The sequence below is a fragment of the Natribaculum luteum genome, from assembly GCF_023008545.1.
GTDB classification, from domain to species: domain Archaea; phylum Halobacteriota; class Halobacteria; order Halobacteriales; family Natrialbaceae; genus Natribaculum; species Natribaculum luteum.
In genome coordinates, this window is record NZ_CP095399.1 from 72,337 (window position 1) to 93,900 (window position 21,564).

At 55.9% G+C, this 21,564-nt stretch carries 16 protein-coding genes and 4 pseudogenes; 4 read left to right on the top strand and 16 right to left on the bottom strand.

Annotation, left to right across the window (positions count from 1 at the left end; translation table 11 throughout):
- Positions 1-55: 55 nt before the first annotated feature.
- From MU558_RS22990 to MU558_RS23045, 12 genes are all read right to left on the bottom strand, one after another.
- Entirely contained in the window at positions 56-1,579 is a 1,524-nt protein-coding gene (locus MU558_RS22990) for a primase-associated protein (RefSeq protein WP_246976772.1), read from the bottom strand.
- Complete coding sequence (locus MU558_RS22995) at positions 1,576-2,460, bottom strand: bifunctional DNA primase/polymerase (RefSeq protein WP_246976775.1); 885 nt, start codon at positions 2,458-2,460, stop codon at positions 1,576-1,578. Before MU558_RS22995 ends, MU558_RS22990 begins: the two co-directional genes overlap by 4 nt.
- Complete coding sequence (locus MU558_RS23000) at positions 2,457-6,293, bottom strand: ATP-binding protein (protein ID WP_246976778.1); 3,837 nt, start codon at positions 6,291-6,293, stop codon at positions 2,457-2,459. The genes MU558_RS22995 and MU558_RS23000 overlap by 4 nt, the downstream gene beginning before the upstream one ends.
- Positions 6,286-8,493 carry a VirB4 family type IV secretion system protein gene (locus MU558_RS23005; protein WP_377071314.1) on the bottom strand — a complete coding sequence of 736 codons (2,208 nt, stop codon included), beginning with the start codon at positions 8,491-8,493 and terminating at the stop codon, positions 6,286-6,288. The genes MU558_RS23000 and MU558_RS23005 overlap by 8 nt, the downstream gene beginning before the upstream one ends.
- Positions 8,486-9,595: a TraC-like domain-containing protein gene (locus tag MU558_RS23010; RefSeq protein ID WP_246976784.1), complete on the bottom strand. Its 1,110-nt coding sequence runs from the start codon at positions 9,593-9,595 to the stop codon at positions 8,486-8,488. Before MU558_RS23010 ends, MU558_RS23005 begins: the two co-directional genes overlap by 8 nt.
- Entirely contained in the window at positions 9,595-10,710 is a 1,116-nt protein-coding gene (locus MU558_RS23015) for a TrbL/VirB6 family protein (RefSeq protein ID WP_246976787.1), read from the bottom strand. Before MU558_RS23015 ends, MU558_RS23010 begins: the two co-directional genes overlap by 1 nt.
- Positions 10,711-10,712: 2 nt before the next feature.
- Entirely contained in the window at positions 10,713-11,567 is an 855-nt protein-coding gene (locus MU558_RS23020) for a hypothetical protein (RefSeq protein ID WP_246976790.1), read from the bottom strand.
- Positions 11,564-13,300, bottom strand: coding sequence for a DUF8186 domain-containing protein (locus MU558_RS23025; protein ID WP_246976793.1), 1,737 nt, complete (start codon positions 13,298-13,300; stop codon positions 11,564-11,566). Before MU558_RS23025 ends, MU558_RS23020 begins: the two co-directional genes overlap by 4 nt.
- Before the next feature lie 28 nt (positions 13,301-13,328).
- Positions 13,329-13,754, bottom strand: a complete 426-nt coding sequence (locus tag MU558_RS23030) for a DUF7985 family protein (RefSeq protein ID WP_246976796.1) — start codon at positions 13,752-13,754, stop codon at positions 13,329-13,331.
- A gap of 6 nt (positions 13,755-13,760) precedes the next feature.
- Positions 13,761-14,039, bottom strand: coding sequence for a hypothetical protein (locus MU558_RS23035; RefSeq protein WP_246976927.1), 279 nt, complete (start codon positions 14,037-14,039; stop codon positions 13,761-13,763).
- Positions 14,040-14,291: 252 nt separating this feature from the next.
- Positions 14,292-14,783 (bottom strand): metal-dependent hydrolase, encoded by a 492-nt coding sequence (locus MU558_RS23040; RefSeq protein ID WP_246976799.1) that lies wholly within the window; start codon positions 14,781-14,783, stop codon positions 14,292-14,294.
- A gap of 379 nt (positions 14,784-15,162) precedes the next feature.
- Positions 15,163-15,723, bottom strand: a complete 561-nt coding sequence (locus tag MU558_RS23045) for a TATA-box-binding protein (protein WP_246976930.1) — start codon at positions 15,721-15,723, stop codon at positions 15,163-15,165.
- 194 nt (positions 15,724-15,917) lie between these two features.
- On the opposite strand from MU558_RS23045, the gene MU558_RS23050 reads away from it, so the two are divergent.
- The gene (locus MU558_RS23050; RefSeq protein ID WP_246976802.1) at positions 15,918-16,508 is read left to right on the top strand and encodes a hypothetical protein; all 591 of its coding nucleotides are present in this window, start codon (positions 15,918-15,920) and stop codon (positions 16,506-16,508) included.
- A 21-nt stretch (positions 16,509-16,529) separates the two neighbouring features.
- Here MU558_RS23050 and MU558_RS23055 read toward each other — a convergent pair.
- A pseudogene (locus MU558_RS23055) lies at positions 16,530-17,234 on the bottom strand (IS5 family transposase); the annotation flags it as partial.
- Positions 17,235-17,285: 51 nt separating this feature from the next.
- A pseudogene (locus MU558_RS23060) lies at positions 17,286-17,996 on the bottom strand (DUF790 family protein); the annotation flags it as partial.
- Between the two features lie 67 nt (positions 17,997-18,063).
- Between MU558_RS23060 and MU558_RS23065 the strand changes: the two are divergent.
- A pseudogene (locus tag MU558_RS23065) lies at positions 18,064-18,376 on the top strand (ISH6 family transposase); the annotation flags it as partial.
- Positions 18,377-18,530: 154 nt separating this feature from the next.
- Here MU558_RS23065 and MU558_RS23075 read toward each other — a convergent pair.
- Both MU558_RS23075 and MU558_RS23080 read right to left on the bottom strand, forming a co-directional pair.
- Complete coding sequence (locus MU558_RS23075) at positions 18,531-19,673, bottom strand: tyrosine-type recombinase/integrase (RefSeq protein WP_246976805.1); 1,143 nt, start codon at positions 19,671-19,673, stop codon at positions 18,531-18,533.
- 307 nt (positions 19,674-19,980) lie between these two features.
- A pseudogene (locus MU558_RS23080) lies at positions 19,981-20,123 on the bottom strand (IS5/IS1182 family transposase); the annotation flags it as partial.
- Positions 20,124-20,170: 47 nt separating this feature from the next.
- Between MU558_RS23080 and MU558_RS23085 the strand changes: the two are divergent.
- On the top strand, positions 20,171-20,638 hold the full coding sequence (locus MU558_RS23085) for a hypothetical protein (RefSeq protein ID WP_246976809.1): 468 nt from the start codon (positions 20,171-20,173) through the stop codon (positions 20,636-20,638).
- A gap of 82 nt (positions 20,639-20,720) precedes the next feature.
- On the top strand, positions 20,721-21,113 hold the full coding sequence (locus MU558_RS23090; RefSeq protein WP_246976811.1) for a hypothetical protein: 393 nt from the start codon (positions 20,721-20,723) through the stop codon (positions 21,111-21,113).
- Positions 21,114-21,564: the final 451 nt, after the last annotated feature.

Genomic DNA, 21,564 nt, shown 5'->3' on the forward strand with positions numbered 1-21,564 from the left:
GGGGCTGGCTTTGGTCTGCAACACAACCCTCGAAAATCTGATGGAAGTCTATGATTTAGAATTTCTCAGCGGAACCAGCGGACTGCTCGTCGACTTGTTCGTACATCTCATCTGGGAACGAGAGACTGCCCCAGATTGAGTAGGGACACTGGTCTTGACCGATGCAGTAGCGCTGCATATCGTCGTTATCGCAGTTCATCGGCAACGGCGTGTCGCCGTCGATCGTATTCGAAAACTCATAGCGGACCTGGTACTCAGTCTTCTGTTCGTCATACCATGGCCACCGGGAGAAGACGTCTTTGAGGTCTGCGACGATTTCGTCGAGGCTGCTGTCTTGGTACTGCGGCAGCCACATCACCATCCGCGCGAAGTTGTAGAGGTCCTTCCGCACCGGCTTCTTTTCGTGGAGTCGCTCCTCCATATTCGCCATACAAGGAAGTTCGAAGAGGTCCTCGATCTCCGTCACCTCGATCTGTTCCGCGCCGTAGCCGGCTCGCCCGATCCGGTAGGTGTTGACGCGCCCGTCGCGGTCAATCGTGATCGCCGAATGTGACTCGTGGTCGGCCAGCGTCTTCGCAAGACTACTCGGACTCGAGATCCAGTCTGCGACTGACGTTTCCCAGTCGTCGTCAGGCTCATACGCTTCGACCGCCCGATAGAGATCTTTTGCCGTGTAGAACTCCCCTTGCTGGACGACATCGTCGGGAGCGGCGTTGAGTGCCCGTCGAAGCACACGGATTGTCCGCTCACCACGGTCCCAGTTCCGCCAGATACGCTCGTGATGGCCAGTCTCGAGGAAGCGGTCGATCCGCTCTGTGATCGCCGACTCATTCGTGGTCAGCCACGTCAGCTGATCGTCTGAGAGTTCGTCCTCCTGAACGCGCAAGAGCTTCTTGAACGCCCGCTCAGCATAGTCACGATACTTGCTGTCGAAATCACCGACTGGGACGTACAGGTGGTTGTCTTTCACTCGGGACAGTATCTCTCCACCGCCGTCCATCCCCGTGGACGACTCCTCGTCCCGGACGAGGCATTTCCGTGAAGCCGCCGCCATCGGGATTTCAAGGTACAGACTCTCCCCGAACTCCGGCATCTCTTTGATCCCCGTACAAACCCGTCCGGGATGCGGGCCATCTTCGCCCGGCTCCTTACTATACAGCACCTCAGCGATGTCTTGCTGGAGCGATCCATCGCCGTGAATGCGGATGAGTGAGGCGAGATTGTTGACGTACAACTCTCGAATGTTATAGAGTACCTGGATGTTCCGTGGGGAGGCGTGCTCAAATCTCGGGTGTTCCTTCACGCAGATCGCACTCAACGTCGCAAGCACGGCGAGCGTCCCGGGCTCATCGACGAACGGCTCATCGGCAGCGTCGGCGCGAACCTGCGCTTTGAACGTCGCTGTTCCGAACCGCTCGATATCGTTCAAGAGGTCCTCGGGCTGGTCTTCGCCGTCGACGATGTATCGATTGTAGCCACGCGTAAACAGCTGGTTGATGCGTATATCTCCATACTCCAGCGGGAGCGCTGCAATCCGATAGGCGGCATCCGTGTCATCAATTGGGGTACTCGGACTCATTCCTCAATCACCTCTGGGGTCGCCGATCGAACGTCGAAATCCGGGCTTTCGATAGGTTGGACGATGCTACAGACGTCGGCATGGAGCGAGTATGGCAGGCGGGCGACCCGCCGGCGGTCGGCCGTCACGACGGGATCGATGGGGATCTCGTAGGTCTCGAGGAGGAGGTCGTTTAACACCTCGCGACTCTGTTCGTCGTATCGATGCGCCAGGTCGGTGTCAAGGAGGTAGACGTGGATACCTTGTCCACTGTACACGGCCAACGTCTTCTCGGCATTGAAGTCATCCTCAAAGATATCACGCACTTCGAACCCGAACTCGATAGCGCGGTCGACATCCTCGAAGGCATACGGATACCCCGCGGGGGCAGCATCGAGGATTCCTGCAGCCTCAAGGAGCGCATCGTTGTCTTGGTCGCCAACGTCCTCCGAGACCGTATCCGCGGCTCGTTTTCGGGCGATCTCTTTCGCGTCGATATCTACCAAGAGAACCCAGGGCCGCTCCCAGTGGTCCAGTGCGTAATAGACGGCGTCGGGGCGTGGATCCGGTTTCTCCAGCACCTCTGGGTCAGCGAGTGCGAACTCGCTTCGTTCGAGGAGATCGTTTCGAGCAGGGTGCCGAATGAACTCTATAACGTCCTCGAACGTACTGAACTCGGCAGTCGTTCGTTCTCCGGTTGCATCCGTCTGCCACGTATCTCGGCGGATGAAGTCCTTGTCAGGAATGTCGTCTTTGCGAACGGGATGGGGATCTCGGAAGGCGACCGCGTACTGTTTCGGCCCGTCAGCCGTGATGAACTCTGGGAGGTTGTCGACGTAGCGGGGGAACTCCTCGGCGTAGTAGGCGTAGATCTCCTCGCGGGTTGCCTGTCGCCATGTCATGAATCGACCTCCTCTTTGAGGTTTGTGAAGCCATGAACGGTAGTCAGACCTGATGCATCAAGTTCGTCGACTGCTTCTTTGATGTTCGAGAACGACCGTGCCGCCCGTCCACTGACGCTCTCCTCGATTCGGTCTGCTTCGGCAAGCCTGTCAAGCACCTCGATAGCCGTCTGGCGGTTGTTGAAAGCCCAAATCGCGTCGGCATCTACCGCGCTGAGCTTATCGTAGTCGTCAACAGGTGCGTGGCTGTTGTTACTCGGGAGCTCAGCTTCGCCGACCCAAACAAGTTCTCCAGCGTCGGTGAATGCAGCCACATCAAACACGGTCTCGTCGTCGTACTCGTAGTATGGTTCGACGCGGACGACGTCGTCCTGCTGTTGGAGCCACGATTCGAGGAGGCGAACGCCGACCTTGTGTGGGGTTTTCTCCCCGATATCTCCTTGCCCAGGTCCTACCTGGAGTTTCTGTCCGAGCAGTTCCCGCCCTGCCGGAAGGACAGTGTAGTACTTTTGACCTGCTGCGGACTCCTCCTCGAGGAGGTTCTGATCTTTGAGCCGTTCTAAATGAAGGTCCTCGAACTCGTCTCGAAGGGACCGCATCGAGTCGAGAAGCGTGTACTCAGTGGACTCTCGGTTCATCACTTCGAGGACGCGGCTCAAGAACTGGACATCACTACGGTTGAGCCCACGGTTCCGGAGTTCATCATCGGGGACAGGAACCTCACTTGCTTGGACAGGGGATGAACCGTTCTCCGGCTGCTCGTTCTCGTCGACCGGTGTCTCCTCCTCGTTTTCGAACGCTCCGCCAAACAACGAGCTGATCTTCTGACCACTCTCCTGTGGTTCGGCCTCGTCGCTACCCGTGTCGTGCGATGTTGAGGGGGTCTCGGTTGCTGCTTGCTCGATGAACGAAGACTGTGTGTGATCCGTTTGATCCGTTTTAGTGGCCTCATCGTCAGCTGCAATTGTCGTATCAACGCCCGCACTTCCCCAGTCAGCCTCTTTCGATGCAGTACTCGATGTGGTCGGCTCAGTAAGCCCGTACTGGGTTCGTGTCCGCTCGATCATCTGTGGCCGGGACACGGACTGGAAATGGTCTTCCTGCAGCTCTGCAAGCGGCTGGTCGCTTTCTGGATGGCCCGCTGCTATCGGGAGCGGCTTCACTGAGAACGGGGCTGGACCTGTTTCCCCAAATGACGGGCTCGGGAGTTGGACAATCCATTCGCCACTGGGAAGTGTGTTGATCCGATTCCGAAGGTCAGTGGGGCTCAGGTCTTCGTGGGCCAACGACTCAGCAAGGTCGCGCTCGATGGAGATATTCCCGATGAGCTTCGTTTTGATGTTGTTCAGGACCTCGTCGTAGGCACGCTCACTTCGATTTCGGACCTGCCCAGGGAACTGCATCACCAGTCCCATGCTCAGGCCGAACGATCGTCCCTGGGGAAGCAACTGCTCGGAAACGAGTTTCGTTGATGCGACGGGGGCCGCCTCCTCGATGATGAGGTTGGAGAGGTTCTCGTAGTCCGTGTTCCCGTCACGTCGACGCACTTGCACAGCATCCCAGAGATTACTCAACAGGAGGAGCGTGATCGCTCGCTGTGCCTCCGGACGGAGATCGCCCAAGTCGAACAGGATCGTGGCGTCTTCCTCGAGGAACTCGCGGAAGTCAAAGCGATTGTCGATGTATTCGCCATCATCGTCCTGTTCCGGAACGTGGCTGAAGATACGTCGCAGGTGTGCGTCTTCTCTGAGTTTATCGAGACGGTTGCCGACAGCATCCATCGACACCTGGAACTGGTGGTCGTCCTTCGCAAAGTGCCGTGTGAGCGATTCTTCGACGTTCCTGTTGTCTGCTGAAACTGGTGGAATAGTTCGCTCTTGTTGCATCCGGAGTGCTGCAGCGAAGAGGTCATCAAGACCGAAGACGTTGCTACCGTACTCTTCGTCGAAGAGGGCCTTGATGAGGTAGCTGACGATTTCGTTGGCGACGAACGCCTGTCCGTACTGCTCACGACCCATAATCATCCGCAGGATGTCGTGGAAGTGATCGACTTTGTCCTGAATCGCGTCCTCACGGTTGCGCCCGGCTTCCAGTGCAGGCCGGATGTCGAAGAAGGAGAACGCAGGGACGTTCTCTGGAACGCGGAATTGGTAGACGTCGTCCAATCCGTTGAAGCGTTGGTAGTGACAGCGAAGATAGTTCTTGCACATCCCGTCGCCTTTTGGGTCAACGATGACGACGGGACCACCGGTCGTCTCTCGGAGAGACAGCGCGTCGTTGATGATCGCCTTCGATTTCCCACCGCCAGTCGACGCGAAGCGACCGTAGTGCGTCGTCAACAGATTTGGAGGAACACGGATCGGGGTCGGTCGCGGCTCGCCGTTCTCGTCGAGCGCATATCCAATGGCCATCCCGTCTTGGAATTGCTGAATCAGATCCGGGTTAGGCCATGGCAACGGATTCCGACTTTGTTGCTCGGCACGAGTACCCCGCGTTCCCTCAACCGTCAACTGTTCGGAAGAAGGAACCAACACAAAGTTCGCGAGTTCTGTTCCACAGAGAACCAACTCGGATCGGGTTTTGCCTCGTCCGATCGTCAGTTCGCGGTTGAGGAGGCGCTGCAGGGCGGCTCGTGCGTTCTTCCGCTTCGTTTTCTCACGGAACCCACTCTCGCGGAGGCGTTTCCCCTCAACCTCGTAGAACGGCCCGTCAAGCGGATCGAACACTGGGAGTAACGAATCCATGCGGGCATCGAGATCGTCACGAGTGTCCTCAGAGGGAACGCCGATAGCGCGGATATTGGCCGTGAACGACCGTTTAGCGTCCTTCGCATCGATGTACTCGATTCGTTTCTCGACGGATTCGCTGATCTGCCGTTCGCCCTGATCGTTCTGTTGGTCTTCGACCTCGAGAAACGACCCGACGACCTCTTGGAAGAACGTATCCCGGCCGTCGACAAGGTCTTCTTTCCGAAGCTCGGCATCGGACTGCCAGCTAGATCGTCGTTGGAAGACGACCTGGAACGCGATCGGCGCTGTCGCCTCTATTAAGTGGTCGATCAGCGACGCGAGTGCTGCGCCGGGTTGGTCGACGGACGGAAAGTCATCATTCGTCTCCGCCGCTGTGAACGGCGTCAGCGAAGTCATCCAATCCTGCTTTCGCACCGCGGATCCACACCACCGGACCCCAAGCGGAGAGACAGCGTCTTCCGACGGGCGAGCCAAAACCGTCCCCTCCGGTGTCATCGTCGGCTTCTCGACGGTCGGCCGCTCCCCGTCATCTGGAAGTGCATCGGGCGGAGAGAGTTCGAGGACGGACTCTTCGACGGCAATGTGATGATCCGGTACTGTGGTGGATGTTGTACCGCCGTCGACAATCGGATCTGCTTCCGCTGGCTCGGGATCGGGGTCATCCGCTTCCTCATCGACGAGATCGTACTGTTCCGCCGGACCAAACTCGTACTGAAGTTGTCCGGATTCGTAGTGCTCGACGAATTCCTGCGGTGTGAACTCGACCGGCTGGATGAGACGTGCAGCCACGTCGATGTCGACGCGTTCGATATCGAACGTATCCGGATAGATGGAGCGGAGACGCTTCTCGAGCGTCTCGAGATGCGCATCGGCCCCGTAGAAGAACTCCACGGGGTCGTTCGGACCATCGCTCATTGCGAGGAACTCGAATCGGGGCGGTGTCTCACTGTGGAGCGGATTCAGCTTCGACCGAAGGCCCGATGACCCGGGCGTAGTCAGTTTGTGGAGACTGGCGAGGACACGAGGGATATGCTCCGGATCGAGTCGCTCAGACGTCGGCGTTACGCACAGATACTCAGTCATCGTTGTTTCCCCCCATAGAACCGTCATCTGTCTCGGCCGTGACGATGCCAGTATTGCCGTCGTTTCCAGTTGTTTCTCGGTATTCGAGCTCCGCTTGGAGTTCCTGCACATCAGTATCGGCTGCCTCCTCACCAGCGCCGGGAAGCGAGGAACGCCGCTGCTCGGTCGGGTCGAAGTCGATGACCTGCTTCTCCTTTGGCATCGCCTCCACGGTGATGCCACGCCACTCGCCGTCGACGCCGACGAGTGCTTCTGAGAAGCCAGCATCCTCGTTGCCCGGAACTGCGTCTTGCACGAACCGCATCTGTGCATAGTTCAGGCCGAACTCACTGGCCCACTGTTCATCCATCCCGTCTAACCGATGGAACTGCTTGACCGCGCACTGGTCAAGGATCGCTTCGGATTCCGCGTGCTCGAAGAACTCGTCGACGGTCTGGGTGACCAACCGGATCGAGAGGTCGTGGTGGCGGTGGTGTCGGAACACTGTCTCGAGGAACGCCAAACTCGCGGCGTCCTGCATGATGTACCGCGCCTCGTCGATGTAGAACACGACCTCCTTGTCTGAGACCTTGGCCCGCTCGTAGACCAGCGAAATGAGCAACTGCATCGTCAGTGCGGTGCTGCTGTCGACGCTGCCCTCCTGCTGGGCGAGATCGAGGTAGATGACCTTCTCGTCACGGATGTCGAACTCCGACGGGTGTCCAAGATTGGCGTGCCGGCCATCTTCTTCGAAGGGACGAAGCTGATCAAGCAGCCACGTCGCGTCGTCTTGGAGCTTCCCCGCTTCTTCGTCAGAGCGCACGACGAACTTCTCTGGGTAGTCGACCATCTCCTCAAAGACGTCCATCATGTCCCGAATGGTCGGGCTCGGGTTGCTGTGTGTCGAGATGTCGTCAGTGATGCCGTTTTGCTTGTAGGCGCGCTTGAGTCCAAGTTCGAGCGTTGTCCGTCGATCGCCCAGTGTGATGCCCCGGAGGGCAAAAAAGTTCGTCAAGAAGCTCATCGCATCATCGAGCTTTTCGTTAAACGGACTCGCGTCCTCCCCCATCGCTCGCTGGACATGCTCGGGCGTCTGGCGGATTTCGAGTGGATTGAGCCCGAGCGTGCCACCGACTGTGATCCGCTTTGCATCGAGTGCTTCGGCAACGCCAGCCCAGTTGTTCAACGGCTCAAGAATGATCCCGATACGGTCTGACTGCTGCTCGATCGAGCGGATAAAGTTCTGCTTCGAACTGAACGACTTCCCAGACCCAGTATCGCCAACGGTGAACATCGCGTACCCGTTATCACGAGCAAATGGATCGATGACGACCGGACTCTGGTTGTCCTTGTGAATCCCGAACTCGACACCACCTTCCTCGAGGATCGTCGCGTTGTGGGGTGAGGAGAGTAATGCGCCGACAGCACCACCGAGTGCAATCGACTCGCGTCCGAACACATTGTCGCCGATTGGTGCGGCGGACTGCAGTGCAAGATCTTGCCGACAGATCGCCGTCTTCGGCGTGAGATTCGCAGGCTCATCACGAAGCGCGCTTTTGACCGTTTGAACAGCATCTCGAAGCTCGTCTTTCTCGTCGGCACGCACTGTGATGAACAGACCTTGGCTGAAGACTTGCGCACCGCTCTCGACAGCTCTGTAGGTTGCAGCGGCCTCGTTCGCTCGTTCTTGGAGATAGGCGCTTCGAACACTCTGCTCGAGGTCTGCATCGACCTGGAGATCGTCAGCAATGTCTTGGAGTTCGTTCCGGGCCCGCTCCTGGTTCTTTGGTGTGATATGGGCCGTGAGATCGAACTGGACATCGGTCATATCGAAGAGGTCGCTCAGGTAGCCATCGTTGGGGTAGTCTGGGTAGTCAGCAATATACAGTGTCGACGTCCACTGCTCGCCAACGTGGGCCGCTCGCGTTTCCCACTCGATCGCAGCCGGCGCCGTCACTGTCTTGTGTGACTCAGCGATCTCATCGAGCAGTTGGCCTTCGGCATGCCCTTGCTCGAGGGTTTCCTCATCGAGGACATCCGAAAACTCGACTTCCTCCTCGTCATCGTCAGTGTGCCAGTCCCACAGGAGCTTCCCACTGACACCGAGAGCGATGATACCGAGAATGTAGAGTGCCGCACCCTCTGTCGAGGTCGGACTCGAGAGCCACTCGCTGAGCTGACTAACTGTCCCATCTCCGGTCTGCAGGATTACGTTATGCATCGATCTCATCCTCCCGGCGTGAGTGACCGATGATCGGTTGATCGCGAATGACGCGTTCTGCGTCGTCATAGTCGTGCTCGCGTCCGTTCCAGAAATCCATGTTCAGAACGAACAGCTCGACAGTGCTGAGCCGCCGTGCAGACCAGCCTGATGCTTGCTGGATGAATTCAGAACGAACGTCAGTAACCCGGCTGTCGAGTTTCTCGAACATCTTGACCCGGCGCTCGACATCTGTGAGATCCTCACGACGAGTGACGAATGGGTTGAACAGGAACCCGATAACAGGAAACCGTGTCAGTTTCTCGGCGGGCGTTCCCTCGTCGTGGAAGCGGTCATAGACCTCGAGTGGCGTAACTTCGACGCCGATGTAGTAGCGAACCTGCTGGATACCCCGGTCGCGCATCTCGCTTGGCCTCGTTTCCCGGTATTCCTCGAGGAGTTCGCGGAAGATTGGGTTCTCCGTGACGTCTTCATCAGAAAGTCGCTCCTCGATGTTCTCGATGATTTGTTCGACTGGGAACGAGCGAGTTGTGGCGTGGAGTTTGAGTTTCGAGTTGAGTTCCTTGTTGGCGAACTCCTCGCCAGCGTCCTGGAGTTGAGCCCAGTCATCGGACATCGCGAAGTCCATGTTCCCGGGATCGATCTCGATGAACGCCTCCATCGCGCCGTCGGCCCGCTGAATCGCGCCAACACCCGGCCATGCTCGCTTGATGTTCGTGAGATCCTGTGTTCGTTCGTCAGGTTTGAACGGCGTGTAGTTGGCAAGCCCGCCTTCGTTTCGTTCTGTCTCAGCTGCGTCTGTTGGCGCACTGAACGTGATCTGGGGCCGTTTGGCGTATCGATAGACGTCTTTTGCCCACGTCCACGCGTTCAGGTGTTGAGGTGAAACGTAGACGATCGCTCCACCGAACCCGAAGCCACCCGCGATGAGTGGGAGGGCAAGGGATTCGATTCCAGTGAGTCCGGCGAGGAATAACCCGATGATTGGGAACCCAATCAGGACGCCAACGTCTCCTTCCTCGATGTTGAGATACGGAATGTGGCTCTTTTCGCCAAATTGATCCATGATACGCCGTGCGGCCGCGTCTGGGTCTGTTGACATCAGTAAATCCCTCGGTCGTACTCCATTCCGTGGTTGGTACTCGATGCCTCTACTGTGGACCCGCCCGGATCATTCTCAGTTCGACGATACGATGGTTTCTCTCCGCCTTCACTGCCGTGTCCACCTCGAGCGGCGGCCTTCTGAGCAACTGCGTGACCGGCTGCGGCTTTCGGTCCCCACCGGGCTGCGGTCGTCGCGACGCCGGCGCCACCGACGTAGGCACCGGCTGCGACCCCGCCGACGAGTGCTGCAGTCTTCGTCGCGCCTCCAAGGACCTTCGCAGTCAGCGGAGTTGCGTATTTGAACGTCCTCCAGCTAACATACAGCGCGATTAGAGGCAGCGAAGCCGCCACTAAGTATCGTAAGAATGGTGTGTTCGGTGCGAGTGCATTCTGTGAGTAAAGGAGGTCGTATCCTTTGAACACCACAGCAGCAGGCAGTGGAAGGACGGCAAGGGGGACAAACCGCTTACTGAATCCCATTGCAATGTCTGAGAGAACTGGAATGTTGCCATACGCGAAGGCGAAGGCAATCGGCATCCCATAGATGTACACATAGAGCAGGACTTCGCGGATATAATAGAGTGCCTCGAGGGCCCACATTGAGAGACCGCCGAGAAGGGCAAAAACAAGTGATAAACCAGGATTGCCAAGCGAAACTTGGAGGAAGTCCATCATCGCACCACCGAGTGATGTCAAGTTCGGCATCAATGCAATCGTGAACCCATCGACAATATAGAGACTCAAGACACTCACCCAGTACCAAGTAATGATGAGGAAAGCACCGACCCAAGCCGTCTTTTTCGTCCGTCTCGATTCGTATGCGCTCCCAATATTGAAGATGCGAATCGAATGCCGTCCTTGGACACACATCACAAGAAGGAGGAGAGAGATCAGCATGATCTCGCCACCCACAATAGCCTCCTGTATCGCTGGCCACGGTGCATTGGTTGGATCGCCGAAGACGAACGCGCCATTAGTTTCAGGAGTGGGTGTTCCGAACAGCTCTTCTGAGAGAGTATCGTAGCCAGAACGTAGTCCCTCCATGAAGAGGCCAATAAACCAGTCAACAACGCGTTTGAATCCTTCCAGAACGACATCAATTAGATTCACCATGATTATGCCTCGCTGATGAATATCTCACAGTTGTCTGGCTCTTCCGATGCTGAGTACTGTATATTATATATTTCTGAAATGTTGTCAGAACTAACTCGTGTTTTAACGACTACTTCGAACTCGCCCGTCTGTTGTTCGTCAATACAAGATGTTCCTGCACCCGGGACGAAAGCGAACGGTGAGCGTGAACTGTAAATCCGAATCTGTTCCTCTGGTGCAATTACGATTTCATCGACTTCCGAATCAGATTCAGGATCGTATATTCCACTGATATCGTCATTACTAGCATAGTTCGTTCCTTGCTTGTCAGAGGGATACGGAACATCACCGAGAAAGAGTAGTTTCGTAAGCGCATCCGGTCCACTGCCTTGATTTTCAACGCTCACGAAGGCCTCTTCACTAATTTCGTCTTCTGCCCCGCTCCACATCTTCTGAGGATGATTCCTTCCAATCCCCATTTCTATGATTCTAAGATTTGGCTCAATAGAGAAGGGAGTCTCAATGACAGTCTCGTCGCCGCTAAGTGCAACAACGCTGTACTCTCCCGGCGTATAGGAGGTACCAAGTTCGAACGAAACCTGCTGTGCTCCAGCGGCCACATTGCGCTGCCCGAACAGCTCTCCGCTCGGTTGGATCAGATTGATCTGATCGACATCTGCATCTGCCGCGAGCTCGACGACAAGCGCGGTGCCATCGACAGCAACTCGCTGGAGCACTCCTTGGCTGTCTATCGGAGTCTTTCCGTTAGTGGTGGTGTTCTCATCACTGCTGAGGCAGCCAGCACCGCTTACCAGTGCAGCGCCTACAACTGTTTGAAGGGCGGTACGCCTGCTGATTTGTGAGGTATCTCGAGTCATGGTTTTCGCTGGAAGATCTCTTCTGGGCCGAGCATCCGCAGGAGACGTCGACCTGCATAGAACATCACGAAAAACGGGATGAGGTGCCAGCCGACCTCGAAAAAGAGGGCGAACCAGCCATCAATCGTTCCTAACGGATGCCAGCGAGTAGTCGCGGTATCGCTCACGTATGCGGGGTTATGTCCGATCCACGATCCCGGATGATACTGAGCGGTGTAGATGCCGGGCTGGTCGAGCGTCACGAGAGCGACTCCGGACGTGTTAGTTTCGACACGCTTCTCTGCGATGGTGATGTAGCCGTTCCGAGAGTTACCCCCAATCGGGAGCCATCGATATCGATCGGCAAGGGTGATCGGTGCACCGGTTTGGGCATCCCGGAGTTCGATCCGGAGTGTTGCCTGGGACTGGTTCTGTTCGAGGATCTCTACAGAGAGGTTACTCCGTCGAAGTTGGCGCTCAGAACCCGCATCCGGCTCGTCGATTGAGGCGTTAACACCTCGAACGATACCCGCAACGTGGAGAGCATCACGATCGACGCTCTCAGCACGAACGGCGACACCGTAGGTCGTCGTGTACGACTGGTTTACAACCTCGATGTTGACGTTCTCGCCGATGGTCTCGCCTGGGGCAGGCCGTTCAGTCCCCCAGGTGTCAATGATTTCTGGCCCAGCTCGCACAGGCTCAGCGCGGGGGCCGATCCGGGACGGGTAGGCGTGCACAGCTACTGGAATCGCATCAGAGTCGACAGCAGTACTGTCGGTCCGACTCGAGTGAATGAGCGTGTCCCAGTTAGTGTTCCGTGCAGTGTAAAATCGCCAGACACCACGCACCCTCGACTCACCATCTGCTGTCAGTGTGTATCCCTGCCACGGCCGCGACTGGAAGATGGCAACGCCAGTATCTCCATTAGGATACTCGGCATAGTAGGAAGACGCCGAGAGATCGTAAATCTCGACGTCGATTGAATCCGAAACGGTGACCGACTCGGTTCGGTAGGAGACACGAACGTCTGTCTCGTTGCCGCGATCGATTCGTGTGGTCTTCTTTAGCCGCGTATGAATCTCGGCTTCGAGGGAAAGGGTTGTACTCCCGTCATCCTCGAGGTTGTAGTCGAGCGTTGGCGTGTGTGAGGCGGCTTCCTTGGCGATGGTTTCATCGCCCGTCTGCAACTGGATATCCTCGATTTCGTGTTCCGTAAGCGACCACTCGATAGTGGTGTTCCCAGAGGTTCTGTCCTCGGGAACGCGAACGCGGTAATCGATGAAACCGCGCATCGTCCCGCTCGGTGCAATGTAGAGCGGGGTCTCGTTGGGCTCGAGATGGCCTCGAGTCGATGGATTGACAGCAAATATGGTCGCATGTGCATCCTCGATAAACACACCGTCCTCGAGGGTTGCATGAGTCGGATAGACGGAGGTCTCTGACCCGCCGGCGTTGAGATCCTCGAAATCGTTCCGGGTCCATGTTGCGGCAGTTCCGGGAGGCCGTTTGAACGTGATGTCCGTTCCGTTGGCGAGTTGGTGAACGGCAGTACGGCTGTCTCCGTATCGCTGGCGGAACGTGTCTTGACCAAGATACTCGTCTGCGTCTCGCGACCAGAGCGTCGCGGATTCGTTTTCAGTGAGTCCATTTCCTTCTGTCCCCGGTCGCGATGGGTCAGCAGCGACACCACCCGTGGCTAAGCTGGTTATGAGTAACGTTGTCATGAGCACGGAGCGTTCGCAGTGGTGCATGGAACTTGCGACAGGGATGGGCGTGTGATTACCAGGGGACGAAGTTGACACACTCTGCCATCGGAAGTCCCATCATGGATCCAGCAACCGTATACAGAGGGCCGAGAACGACAATAACAATCATGGACTTCATCGCAGAGCGCTTGTGACGCTTGAACGCCTTCTTCTGCTCTGGCTCGAGTACGAATATCTCTACGAGGGTATCAGCCTGCCAGACGACAGCGAAGCCGACGATGCCCAGTGTCGTGGTTAACTGGAAGAACCCCTCAACCATCCCGGGGAGTTTGTCTGTTCCACAGACTGCGTTGTTCTGTGCTGCGGCGGGTTCCACAACGAACAACGTCAGCAGGACAATCGCGATCGCAGCCTGTCTGGGAATTCGGCTTCTCATCGGTCGTTTACGGTCGTGTTCGCTGCTATTCTCATGCTCGGAGGTGATCGGGTCTGGTGACATAGCAGGTTAGTCGTGGGTTGTATTTCCAGCGGTACGCTGGCCCTGTGACTCTTCGACAAGCGACTGAAGATCGGCGTACCGGTTGGTCTTGTCAGCAATCTCGTCTAACGTGTACCCCTGCTCACGAACTCGCTCAAGGCGCGTGCGGAATTCATGTGGATCAACGTCTCGAACGGCCATCTCTTCGCGGAGGGCACGACGATGGAGGCCGGATGCGTTGATATGACTGTTCCACATCAAATACAGGTCATCGATATCTTCGGCGGTTACTGACCGTGTAATCATTTGTGCTGTGATCGTATTGGTCGACACCGGTTGAGGGCCGGTGCATATTGTCTGCATTATTGAATAGAAAATATATGATTTATGGTAACGAACATGATATCTATACAAATAAGAAACTAGTCAGATACATTGACTAGAAGTCACCTAAGTTGAATATATAGACTAGTTTGGAACTCTAGTTACTGGCCAGGAAGGAAGACTACGATCGACAGGCAGAGCGGGGTAAAGAGTGGCAACGCAATTGAATCGTATTCACGCAATCGCCTGGCCAACAACGGCAGCTACGGTGATAGTTGCGATCCCGAGAGCGAGTAGTGCGTAGTTAGCGACCGGGTTGGCAGCCTTGGCAACATCGAGCGTGATCTCCAGATCGTCGATCGGTTCGAGCGGACGAATTCCCATTGGCGTGAGCGCGTCAGCAAGGAGGTGGGCACTGATTGTGAGTGTTCCGACGAGGAACCCAAAGACACTGAGACCGACCGTCGCGATCGCACCGCTCGAACTGCCAAGGAGACCGCCTGCAACGCCGAGGACGATCCCAGCGAGGAGGGCAAACCACACGGTGTGCGTGATTCCACGGTGTTGAACACCGGGAATCCGCATATCAAGATCGGGTATCATCGCGCCACCGACAGCGATCGCACCGCCGATCACAGCAAGGCCGTCAAACCCGAGTGCAAGCATGAGGAATCCAATCGGTGCATACACAAGCAGTGCTGCGCCGTAGTGACCTGGTTTGTGCATGGCTACAGTTCAGCGTTCTCAGATCGAAGGCTTTGTTGAAATCCTCTTCCTCACATATATTCTCGCCCGAAACAGCTGTTCGCTGAACAGTGCGAATCTAACGCTGATACTTCTGTCAGATTCCGGTGATGTTGGTAGAATCATGCTGAATTGCTCAGTACAGTCCGTAGACTTAGAGATCATGGTCAGTTACTGCGTTTTCCTGTCGTCGGTACTCCAGCGAAGCGAGCTGATATTTGATTAGCTCTGGAACACTTGCCTAACGGCACTTCTTTTGTCTTTTTCGCCTGCTCAAATTGTGACTTTCACACCGTGCAAAGCCAAGTGTCGTTATCTAAATAACTTCGGTAACTGACGAACGTAAGTGGATCGAGATTAGTCAGTCTAACAGGTCGAGCTCATCGAGACGTGACGAGATAACGTCGAGCGCGCGGCCAGCGTCCGCCGGTTCTTTTGCTCCTGTGACGACAACTTTGCCGCTACCGAAAATAAGGGTGACCACGTGAGGGTCGTCCATGCGATAGACCAGGCCCGGGAATTGCTCGGGTTCGTATTCGATGTTTTCGAGACCGAACCCGATGGCGATGGCGTTTAGATTGACTGCAGATCCGAGGTCGCCACTCGAGACGATATTTTGGATGGTGATCTCTGGATTAGACGGAACGTCGATACCTAGACTACGGAGTTCATCGAATACAATGTCGAGACTTTCGTAGACACCGTCGGTGCTTTTCGCACCCGTACAGACGATCTTTCCCGACCGGAAGATCAATGCGGCGGATTTCGGGTCCTGGGTCCGGTAAACTGCCCCGGGGAACTTCTCTTGGTCGTAGTCCGCTCCGTCGAGGTCTTCGGCGACGGCATCGAGGTTGAGTTCTCGATCCACCCCAGTCGAAGCGACGACGTTCTCTACCGTGGGAGAGTGTTCCGAAGTGGTCATACCTACGTAGAGAATAAGCATTTAAATACGAAATAGGTGATGGTCTCGCTATGGGATCACTACGTGCCGAAATATTCAGTTATATCCTATTTTAACCTGCCGTGTGTTCGAATGCAAGGGCTCTGTTGAAATCCTTCAGCGTTGACATTGGACAGAGCTGAAATTATATATGTTAACGGAATATGAATTTATTTATGAATAAGAGAATCGCCGTGTCGGTATTTTTCGCTACCCTATTATATCAGTTTATTGATGCTGGTGCCGAATTGTTTCTCCCATTCTATGACCGGAGCGGTATAATTGCGGCACTACTCTTTTGGTTGATTCCAGCAGGAACCGCTTTCATCCTTGTATTCCGAGCGAATAGGAAACGTCCATTGGATAGTCGGCGACGTAAACGAATGTATCTCTCAACAATTCTTGGCACAGGAGTAGGTCAGTTCCTCAGTATCGTGATTCTACTCCCGACCCCGGCCTTACCCGATATGACCTTCGTTGGAGGCATAATGATAGCAGGACTTACAGCTGCATACGTTTCCTTTGCCACGTACGGTGGAATGAATGTCGTCCGCCCGGCTTCTGATGAAAAAATGGTGAGTTACCCCTTCGCGGTCATCATTGCTGGAATGCTTTTCGTGGTAGCTGTCGGTGAGGCGTATGAGTCGGAGCCATACTATATTATGGCCGTAGGCGAGGCTCTCGCAGGCGTGTGGTTTCTCATCGTTGCACGGAAACTCAAACAAAATAAGGAGGATAACAACGAGAAAGTGTCTTCTACGGCCTAGATACTCCATCTATACTGGTTTTTAGAGAGTTCGGTCAAGATTGTGGACGATACAGGCAAGGACGAGTTCACGAGACTGCTTCCACCAGCGGCGTGACCGCACAAATGCACCGTATTTTCGCTTGATACCGGAGTTCACCGTCTCGCTCTGGCTCCGTTGGCCGTAGAGTTCAGTATCTAACCGAGCGTTCCACGCTTTCTGTAGTGATGAGAACTCACGGTGTTTGATCAGAGGACGAATCGAATTTTCACGGGCCATCTCCCGAATCTGCTGATCGTCATATCCCTTATCTCCAAGCAGAACTTCGACTTCAGATGTGTTGCGGTTAATAAGCGAGGGTGCAATCTGCGTATCGTGTTTTCGGGTCGTTGTAATGTGGAGATCGAGGATAGCGTTCGCTCCAGTATCGACTAAAAGCGTGACCTTCAGCTGCTGAATCGTCAACTTCGCCCGTTTTGTGTAGTGCTTCGAGGCGTGACTGCGGTCAAAGCCCGAGGCGTCGATCCCCGCAACACCGTTAGTCGGGAGCAGTGAAACAGAGAGATTGAGAAGCACTCGCCAGACGGCCATATCGAGTCTGTCGAACGCCTTGCATAGTGTAGACGGCGCAGGGAGTTCGGTAAGGTTGATCGCACTCCGAATGCGGGGCATCTCGATGAGTTCGTCGAGGAGTGTTCGATAGGTCGTGTTCTTCCGAATTTTGAGACACAGGAGTACAATGTGCTGATGCTTCACTGCGTGTTAGCGTGTGAAATATGCCAGCTTTCTTGCGTACCGTTACTCTGAATGGAGCTTTTGTCCATCTGTCTCGAGAGCATACTCCTCTGCAAGATCAACAACATCATAGACATGAATCCCGGACTTGAACCACAGCACCTGATCGCTCACCTTCTCGACATCGGTCGCCGAACAGTCGAGTCGATCAGAAACCGCGATCAGGAGATGGTCAAGTTCGGCGGCCTCGATCTTCGCGAGCTTCTCCTCGAGGTACTCGGGCGTCCAGAAGCCCACGATCTCGAGGATCGCCCGTCGCCCGTCTGGATGCTCAACTGCGAAGTCGGGGATCATCACCTCGGCACCCAAGTCCAGCACGTCGTCCTCGCGACGTAACTCCCAGTCGGTGGTCGCCCGTTCCCACTTCTGGGCCAGTGTTCGCTCAAGATCGCTGTCGAACTCGTCTTGGGCGCTGTAGTGAGAGGACAATCCATCGGTCTGATCGAGTTCAAACGTCAGTGATCCACTGTTTGTCGATCCTCCGTCCCCATCGAGGACTTCTGCCGTCATCTCCCAGCGGTCACACAACGGCAGTGCTGGCAGGAAGTTCGCCATCCGAATACCATACTTCCGGGATTTCGAGAACAACGACGCAGGCCCATCCAGAATTGCCTCGTAGCCTGCAGCGACATCCGTCGAGTCGACCCGCTCGCCGGTTTCGTCAATTGGATAGATTCGGTGCATCAACCCGAACAACTTGGTCGTATCCCAGACTCATCTAGAGTCGTAACTGACTCCTGTGGAAACAGGGTCACCTCTGGTACCTACCCTGAAGTGACCCATGCACGCCACAATTGACGCGCAGTTCACAGTTAGTCTCGACCAAGACAAAACGCTACCGATTGCCACTCTTGCTGAATCTCTTACCGAGATTCAGCTTGAGGCAACTATCCTCAAGGAGGTCGTCAGAAGCCTCGACGAGACGCTCGTCGAGGCGTATTAGTGAGAAACACGCGCGCAGAAACTGCCGTTTCCATCGCGCTGGAACGTCTACACGAACCGCTGTGACAACCGCAGGAGAACACGGATTTACTCACCACCACGTCAAAGAGACTGTTGCTACCGATGGCGGCCCAACCTATTTCCGTCCGCTCTAGGTCGTTGAGGCGACCGACAAGATCGGCGCTGCCATGCACGTCTCGACACAGCCGCGCGTAGGTCGCCAGTCGTGAGCGTTTCGTCTCGACAGTGCTGTCCGCGAGGTTGCGGCGGCGCGACAGTGTGCGGATGTACGACTCGAGTTCGTTCTCAGCCACGCACGTCGTCAATCGAATCGGAGACGTCTTTCATCTTGACATCGGCGTAGGCCTCGTGAGTAGTCTCGATCGAGTTGTGTCGTAACGCTTCCTGAGCCTTTTCGGACATCCCGCTGGTATAGAGGTCTCGCCCGAGTGCCCGCCGAGCGCCGTGCAGCGTCAGATAGTCGTACTCGCCGTCCGGATCGATTCCGGCTTCGTCAGTGAGCCGTTTCAGCAGTCGGCGAACGCCCTCTTTCGAGATCGACGGCGGCGGAACCTCGTGCTCGCAGTGTAGACGGTCAAGCACCTCGGTCTTCCCGGCGTCACCCCTATCCTCGAGCGCCCGAGAGACTGCCTTCTTGCCGAGTGCATCCTCGAGTGTGCTCTTTTTCGAGCCGTAGTGACCGGTCGGAAAGACGGGCCACGCTTCGGTCGTCGGCTCTTGCACCCGATACCATCGCTTGAGGACGTCGTGGACGCTTGCGGGGAACGGGGCCTGTTCGTACTCACGGGACTTGCCGTAGACTTCGATCAGCCGCTCGTCGAAATCGATGTCCTTCCACCGGAGGCCGTTGCGCTTGTCGTCTTTTGGATCGGCAAACAACTCAGCACCACGCGCCCCCGTGCCGTCGAGCATGACGACGATCGCCCGATCACGGAAGGCCGCCTCTACATCGGTCCGGATGGTTCCCTCGAGAGCCATGTCCACGCGCTTGGTGGCATACTCGAGCAACGTCTCGCGGTCTTCTTGAGACCAATACTGGCGTTTGCGTTTCCCGTCGTCCTCTGGCAGCGGGTCCATCGCGGTGTTCGTATTCGCCGGGTTCGACTCGAGGTGTTGTTCTCGCACCGACCAGGAGAGAAAAGCTCGAACGTAGGCGAAGTAGTTGTGAGCGGTTGAAGCCGCCAGGTCCTCATCGATTACGACGCGGTCGTAGAGGTGTTCGCTGTAACTGCGGACATCGTGGGGTGTGAGCTCGTCGACGAACTCGAGATCACGCTCGTCTCGACAGTGGTCGGCGAACTCACGCAGTGGTGAGCGCATGGTCGTCTTCGAACCGTCGGCGTTGATCTTATAGCGCAGGTAGCTCTCGATGGCCTCGTGGACGGTTGTGTCCCCGCGTGTAGCCCGTCTCTCCGTTGATCCAGACATTCGTATGTGGGGTACAGTGTCGACCCTCGTAAAGTCCCTTGGTTAAACTCCCTTTTAACCAAGTGCAATCTGAAACGCCTCTCGCGGGCGATTTCGGGAGTCTCCGGTACTCGAGCGTACAAAATTACATCTAATAAACCAAATACAGCTGTATAGATTTTTCTCGGCGGCGACCACAATCTCGGGATCTCAAATTCTACTAAACCACTAGAATCACGCGAGCGCGTTTGTTTGTGTTCTTGCGCGCACGTGCGCGAGTACGAGAAGCAGAGTCGTCGGCGCTGTTGAAATCCCCTTCTTTAGCTGCGTTGCGGTTGATGAGTGACGGTGCGGTCTGCGTATCGTGTTTTGGGTCGTTGTGATGTGGAGATTGAGGATCGCGTTTGCTCTCGTGTCGACTAAGAGCGAGACTTTCAGCTGCTGAATCGTCAGCTTCGCCCGTTTTGTGTATCAACTTCAAAATTGATTTATATAATTACATTATTTTTTGATACTGTATGGGGAAACAGACCCTTGCTATAGGAACTGGCAGCCTCGGGGCTATTGGAATTTTAGCGGGTCTACTCGTCTTCGGACTGGTGCTGTCGTCGTCCGGCGGTGATGGGTTCGCGGCCGGTCTGGGTATCGTGTTCGCGTTCATCTACGTGCTCGTCGGTGTGATCGCGATGGCCGAGGCGGGCGCCCTCTACGTCTTCACACGGAATCGGGAACCTGGGCGATGGTCAGTCCGACTGCTGGGCCTGGGTGCGGCGACCGGTGCCATCACGACGATTCTGCTCGTCGGGTCGATGCTCCCGTCGCTGGCGAGCGCCGTCGTCGGCGAACCGGTTTCGGTCGGTTCGTCCACGACCGAGTACGCCTTCGGCGTGGGCGTCTGGCTCACGCCGGTCGGCATCGCGTCTTCGGGTCTCGGCGCCGGCTGCTCCGTCGTCTGCGAACTCCGTAGAAGCGGTGATTCAGCGTGAACACTGAACGGAACCAACCCACCGATGGGGGTGACTGAACGTGGGGCGTCGGTCATCCGACTCGTCGTGGCGACCCGTTCTCTTGGTCGTCGTCGTGAGCACCGCGTTGCTGTTCGCCGGGTGCGTCGGGAGTGGAGACTATACGACGACTATCGGCGACCCGACGACCGGTGAGGTCATCGACAGCGTTTCCATCAACGAAGTCACTCCGATCACGGGAGCTCGCCTGACGGTTCACCACACAGCCGATCGCGTCAACATCAGCTCGTACTCACTGGGCGTGTACGTCCGAGAGAACGGTACGTTCGAGCCATTAACGTACTACAGCTTCGACCAACATGCAGACTCCACGGGAGTGACCCTCGACATACCGGGCAGGGACGAAACCGTCGTGGAACAGCAGATCAGAGTGGAACATCGCGAGAACCGTACGGTCGTCGACGCCGTCAACGTCACCGTGAGACGGGTGGAGTGATCGTCGATTCCGGTCGCCGCTTCGATGCCCATCTCGCCTCGCTCGGGCAGCAGTCGCGAACCCGATCCACAGGGAAAGAATTCCCTACCGAACGCGCCGATTGCGGATATGGCAGACCTGGTGTTTCGCTTCGAGGAGGAGAAACTCCCGCCGGCAGTCGTCATCTCAACGCTGGTACTGGCCGCCATCTTCCACAACTTCGGGATCTCAAATTCTACAAACCACTAGAGTCACACGAGCGCGCTTGTAGTTTCCTAATCGTGTTCTCAGGAAGGTATTCGATTAGGCTAGTTGGTTAGGCCATTCCATTAGACCATCCAGATGGTTTTTCTCTTTTAGGATTATGACGACATAGAACCAAACCATTCAGATAGGATAATCGGTTAGGCCAACTCATTAGACCATCTATAAAGCTTCATTTTTAGGAGAGGAGTGTTAGTCAGTTTCAGAT

Coding starts and splice junctions, on each gene's coding strand:
- MU558_RS23015 (WP_246976787.1), bottom strand. CDS start 10,710: ATGGTGAATCTAATTGATGTCGTTCTGGAAGGATTCAAACGCGTTGTT.
- MU558_RS22990 (WP_246976772.1), bottom strand. CDS start 1,579: ATGAGTCCGAGTACCCCAATTGATGACACGGATGCCGCCTATCGGATT.
- MU558_RS23030 (WP_246976796.1), bottom strand. CDS start 13,754: ATGTCACCAGACCCGATCACCTCCGAGCATGAGAATAGCAGCGAACAC.
- MU558_RS23040 (WP_246976799.1), bottom strand. CDS start 14,783: ATGCACAAACCAGGTCACTACGGCGCAGCACTGCTTGTGTATGCACCG.
- MU558_RS22995 (WP_246976775.1), bottom strand. CDS start 2,460: ATGACATGGCGACAGGCAACCCGCGAGGAGATCTACGCCTACTACGCC.
- MU558_RS23050 (WP_246976802.1), top strand. CDS start 15,918: ATGAATAAGAGAATCGCCGTGTCGGTATTTTTCGCTACCCTATTATAT.
- MU558_RS23010 (WP_246976784.1), bottom strand. CDS start 9,595: ATGTCAACAGACCCAGACGCGGCCGCACGGCGTATCATGGATCAATTT.
- MU558_RS23020 (WP_246976790.1), bottom strand. CDS start 11,567: ATGACTCGAGATACCTCACAAATCAGCAGGCGTACCGCCCTTCAAACA.
- MU558_RS23045 (WP_246976930.1), bottom strand. CDS start 15,723: ATGACCACTTCGGAACACTCTCCCACGGTAGAGAACGTCGTCGCTTCG.
- MU558_RS23035 (WP_246976927.1), bottom strand. CDS start 14,039: ATGATTACACGGTCAGTAACCGCCGAAGATATCGATGACCTGTATTTG.
- MU558_RS23075 (WP_246976805.1), bottom strand. CDS start 19,673: ATGTCTGGATCAACGGAGAGACGGGCTACACGCGGGGACACAACCGTC.
- MU558_RS23000 (WP_246976778.1), bottom strand. CDS start 6,293: ATGACTGAGTATCTGTGCGTAACGCCGACGTCTGAGCGACTCGATCCG.
- MU558_RS23085 (WP_246976809.1), top strand. CDS start 20,171: ATGGGGAAACAGACCCTTGCTATAGGAACTGGCAGCCTCGGGGCTATT.
- MU558_RS23025 (WP_246976793.1), bottom strand. CDS start 13,300: ATGCACCACTGCGAACGCTCCGTGCTCATGACAACGTTACTCATAACC.
- MU558_RS23005 (WP_377071314.1), bottom strand. CDS start 8,493: ATGCATAACGTAATCCTGCAGACCGGAGATGGGACAGTTAGTCAGCTC.